Origin of the sequence: Halalkalibacter akibai JCM 9157, assembly GCF_000513135.1 — a bacterium.
GTDB lineage: Bacteria > Bacillota > Bacilli > Bacillales > Bacillaceae_D > Halalkalibacter > Halalkalibacter akibai.
The window spans coordinates 1-4,543 of sequence record NZ_BAUV01000100.1; the positions used below are offsets into that span (position 1 = coordinate 1).

A 4,543-nucleotide genomic window follows, 5' to 3' on the forward strand; every position below is an offset into this window, starting at 1 on the left:
TACACTTCAACATAGCGAGAGCCGTACCAAAGTTCATTAGTAATATTGCAACAGTAGGAGAACGTATTAACTTTTAATTATATTGTTTACAAATTCTATTGACAGACAGGTTATTTTAAGAAAGAGGTAAAAACTATGATATACAAAGTTCTTTCAAGATATCATACTCGTACAAAGATTGATAAGCATCATAGGTTTAAATCTTGGGAGCATTGTTATAACTAATTTAAGAACCAATTTCATATCCATTAATGATGTTAAGAATTTTGATCACTCATGTCTTCACTTGGCCTTTTACTTGGCTAGTTGGGGAATGTTGCGTGGAGGATCATTTCTACTTCAAAAAGACTTTCGTATTCATCAATACTTTCTAAACGATGTCGTGACTAACAAACATTATCATAAATATTGTGATCCGAAATTTCAACAGAGCATGACTAAGGCAAATGTTGAAGGTATTAACGAGTTGATACAAAATACTATTAATGCATACACAAGCAATATCTTAGAGATAAATGGACAGGACAAGTTATTAAATATAACCGACACACTTTCTTCCAAAATATTACTAGGCGTATATGGAAATGTTCCGGCATATGACAGGTACTTAAAAGCAGCATTAAGTTTACATGGAATCAAGTCTCAATTTGGTGAAGATTCACTTCTAGAAATAACTGAATTTTATAATCTGAATCGAACTAAATTTGAAGAGTGCCAACGTTTATTTAGTCAAGATGGTACTCACTACACACCAATGAAGCTTGTTGACATGTATTTTTGGCAAGTAGGTTTTATAATGGATAATCCTAAAGACGCTAGTGAAGAAATACAAGCGCTAATCAAGGCAACATTTATAAAACCTCAAATGCCGGATTATATTAGAACAGAAACGCGACCAGTCGTGAATAAGGGATTAACGGAATCAATTCGAAAACATTATTGCTAAGCTTAATCAGGCAAAAGGAGAAGGACTTTCAGTAATTGAGTTACGGTCTGGGGACGTACATAAGGAGCTAAAGTTGGACAACCGAATGCCACCAGTCTGTAATGCTATGCTATCACTTGGAGTGTACAGGTGTGAAATTCTACATGATACACCGAGTGGAGCAAGTTCAACAAGGTTAGTAAGGTATTACTTGGAGTAGATATAACATTAGTGAGAAACATTGTTACTGGCTGGATGTATTACAAAACTTATACTTATTGAGACCATTAAACTAAAAGATTATAAATTATCTTAATAGGGGAATTAATTGACATGGATATAAAATTGGAAAAAGAAGATATCGAAATTTGTATTTATTTACTTGTCAATAAATACAAAGTACCTAGCAGTATTATCAAGAATATGCTGCTGGGAGATAGAGTAAGTAGTAACAGATCATCTGATATACAAGTTCTTACGAAGACCTTACTGGCAGAAAGAGGAGTCAATCTTTTTACGGGAAGTAATAAAGAGGTAAGAGAGCTAAAAAGACACTTATTAAAACAAATTCCAGAAAATGTTCTAACCCATCTCTATAATAAAAATCCTGCTAAAAACCGAGTGATTTCCTCACCATCTTATATGATCACTCCACTCGTGAAGAAGAAGTGGAGTGTAGGTGGTGCTTGGCCGCGTGATTTTGTTGAGACATTAGGGTTTCCTCACAAATTATCAGGACTAAATGGACCCCCAAAAAAGATACCAGATTCAGAATCAAGTATAAATAGTCAACCGAAAAGTCAAAAACATTACCAAAGTTGTAGTAATTGCAAAAATGCTATTATTGATATGTTTAGAGCTATTTATGGAACAGTAAAAATTGAACATAAGATGAAAATAAAGCGAGAATTGAAGACTATAAAAATGAAAATTACTACAAAGATCTTTAAATATATTTAATGCATTAAAGGTATATAGAGGAAATGAAACCTTTGTTCGAAGTAAAGTTCTACAACCATGTGATTTATATATTCCAGACCCTGGTTTTGTTGTTGAGCTAGACGAGTCACAACATTTTACTAGCTTAAGAGAACAAGCTTTAAATCGGTATCCTGAAAACCTTCAAGTCGGTTTTGATCTAAATAAATGGATTGAACTTTGTAAAAGTACCAACGCAAAAGATGGAAATCCTTATTACAGAGATGAACAAAGAGCATGGTATGATACGTTACGTGACTTTTTGCCTTATATTAAAGGTTTAAATCCTACTATTAGGATTTCTATGAGAGACTATAATTGGTGCAGTCTTGATCCTGAAAATACTGCTGATATAGAATTATTTAAATCATTAGTATTAAAAGACCAATGTGAAGATCAAGATAAATTTAAAAAGGACGATCCAATCACGATTGCTACAGTATGTTTAGAAAGTAATGGTTATTATACAAATGTTTTTAGAACTGACTTGCTGTTTCAATTAATTGAAAAGCTTGATGGCAAGACAGACCTAATTTTGTTACCAGCTGGTTTTTACCAAACCTCTGATTTACCGAACACATTATACGATAAAATTAATGATGTACTAGGAAAAAAACTAGGGGATTTAAACAGTAGCCTCAGTATTTGTTTAGGAATAGATGGTCGGGATGGTTTAGACCAAATGGCAATATTAGTTACCAAACAAGGTATAGAGAGCATTGGGCGAAAATTTTTCCCTACTAGTTATGAAGAAATTGATGGAGCTAATTCCTATCTTTCGTTAGAAGAAGGATATGAAAGAATTTTTCAAATTAAGAAAAAAAGGTTCTATATGGCTGTTTGTTATGATGGATTTGGTATTAAAAAGGAGAAATTAAAAAATCCTAATGTGGATGTAATCCTTGATTTAGTTCACCGCTTTCATCCAAAAAGTGAAGATATTTCAGGGGATGTACTTTTTGCGAAGCATGGATTCGCAGGAGCTTCAAAACATTGGGGCTGTCCGGTATTTGGGGCTGCTGTGTTTTTTAATAGAGAAGTTCCCACAAAATGGCCGACGGGTGTCATGTGGCAAACGGAAAAGGAAAGTACTAGGTATTGGAGATACACAGATAATCCTATGAAACATCTTAAGGAAATGATTTTACAAGATGAGGAGTTAGCGAAAATAAGGTTTTATACAGTCTGATAGGGAGCTTTTAAATTATTGCTCATACAAGCAAACATGACATTGTAGAACGGGTGTTCTTAATCTCGAAACAGAATGTGCAACGTTAAATATAGGATTTGTATTTTAAAAGGTAGAGTTGATTCAAAAATTTCAAAATAAGGTGAGTAGATGAAAGTTAGGAAGTCAGTACCAGTAAGTGTTTATAAAAACAATGAGCTACTTGAAGAATTCCCCTCAATTAAAGAGGCAGCTCACTTTATGAAAGTTGAGCTAGGGCGAGAGTTCATTCCTTGGTCCATTATCAATAAGGGAATTCATGAGAAAAAATCTTATACACATATAAATGGTACAATTTATCGTTTTGAACAATTGAGTGAAAAAGTAAAAAAGAAACAGCCGGTCGATATACATATTTCTAGTAAAAATAAATTATCAAGAATAGAGTTTATTGAATTTATAAGCGAACATTTAGAACAAAGCATTCATTTAAAACTTCAGATAAGTGATCAAAGATTACGTAAATATCATTTAAGTCCTAAAGGGTTGGGAGATGATTTATATTTTCTAACTGAGAGTTATCATCGGCAGAATAACTTATATCACGGTAAATACAGCATGACGGATTTTATAACTAAAAAAGCTTTATACGTACTTCAACAAAAAGAAAAGACTAAACTAATTTTTGAACACATGGTACCAAAGAATCTCTATTTAAGTAAGTTAGTGACAAAAGCACAACAAGGTGTTCTGACTCATGCTGAAATCTACAGGGTAATGATGAAATATTACTATACTTGCACTGTGACAAAGGAAGAGGATTATTTGTTACCGTCAACGAAAATGCAGGATGATTGGGATGAGCAAAACCCCTTCTATCGTTATCAGGTAGCAGGTATTGATTTTATTGAAAATCCCAAATCGTTTAAATGAGATTTCCTTTAATACTAGTACAAAGAGTTGAGAGAAAAAGTGACGACTGCTTTTAAATAAGTAGTCGTCTTTTCTTATTCGACTAAACAAAAAATTCCACTAACTTAGAGTCTCTTAAATAGAATACATTTATAATTTATCTCTCTCAACGAGCAAAGGTAATAAGGCAAGATCGGTGAATTGAATGCTCAAAGTGAAATTATGGTAATATTTATTTAGACAATTGTGTCTTCAATGGAGGCGGATAACATGGATAAGCCATTTGAGATTAGTACCATAAATGATCAAGAGATAATATCAGCCATACAAGAAAATGGTTGGTACATTGAAAAGGTAGAAAAAACGGCTGAAAGATGTCTTGAAGCTGTAAAGCAAGATGGTCGTACATTAAGATTAATCCCAAAAAGGTTACATACTTTAGCTTTGTGTCTTGAGGCCGTTAAACAAAATGCTTCAGCTATAAAATATGTGTCAAGAAAAATAATGACAGATGATATTTGTATAGAAGCTGTTAGAAAAAGGGGAACAATAATAGCCAA

At 33.0% G+C, this 4,543-nt stretch carries 5 protein-coding genes; all 5 read left to right on the forward strand.

Annotated features, from left to right (window positions below; all coding sequences use genetic code 11):
• The first annotated feature begins 313 nt into the window (after positions 1 to 313).
• Complete coding sequence (locus JCM9157_RS22690) at positions 314 to 946, forward strand: hypothetical protein (protein WP_052013325.1); 633 nt, start codon at positions 314 to 316, stop codon at positions 944 to 946.
• A gap of 312 nt (positions 947 to 1,258) precedes the next feature.
• The gene (locus JCM9157_RS22695; protein WP_035668740.1) at positions 1,259 to 1,885 is read left to right on the forward strand and encodes a hypothetical protein; all 627 of its coding nucleotides are present in this window, start codon (positions 1,259 to 1,261) and stop codon (positions 1,883 to 1,885) included.
• A gap of 322 nt (positions 1,886 to 2,207) precedes the next feature.
• The gene (locus JCM9157_RS25060; protein ID WP_201768912.1) at positions 2,208 to 3,092 is read left to right on the forward strand and encodes a hypothetical protein; all 885 of its coding nucleotides are present in this window, start codon (positions 2,208 to 2,210) and stop codon (positions 3,090 to 3,092) included.
• A gap of 150 nt (positions 3,093 to 3,242) precedes the next feature.
• On the forward strand, positions 3,243 to 4,004 hold the full coding sequence (locus tag JCM9157_RS22705) for a hypothetical protein (RefSeq protein ID WP_035668743.1): 762 nt from the start codon (positions 3,243 to 3,245) through the stop codon (positions 4,002 to 4,004).
• Between the two features lie 249 nt (positions 4,005 to 4,253).
• On the forward strand, positions 4,254 to 4,543 hold a 290-nt coding region (locus JCM9157_RS22710; RefSeq protein WP_173401268.1), incomplete at its 3' end, for a DUF4116 domain-containing protein.

What these genes read in the sequence shown, in the direction of transcription:
- JCM9157_RS22690 (WP_052013325.1), top strand. Translation starts at nt 314, where the DNA reads ATGTTGCGTGGAGGATCATTTCTACTTCAAAAAGACTTTCGTATTCAT.
- JCM9157_RS22695 (WP_035668740.1), top strand. Translation starts at nt 1,259, where the DNA reads ATGGATATAAAATTGGAAAAAGAAGATATCGAAATTTGTATTTATTTA.
- JCM9157_RS25060 (WP_201768912.1), top strand. Translation starts at nt 2,208, where the DNA reads ATGAGAGACTATAATTGGTGCAGTCTTGATCCTGAAAATACTGCTGAT.
- JCM9157_RS22705 (WP_035668743.1), top strand. Translation starts at nt 3,243, where the DNA reads ATGAAAGTTAGGAAGTCAGTACCAGTAAGTGTTTATAAAAACAATGAG.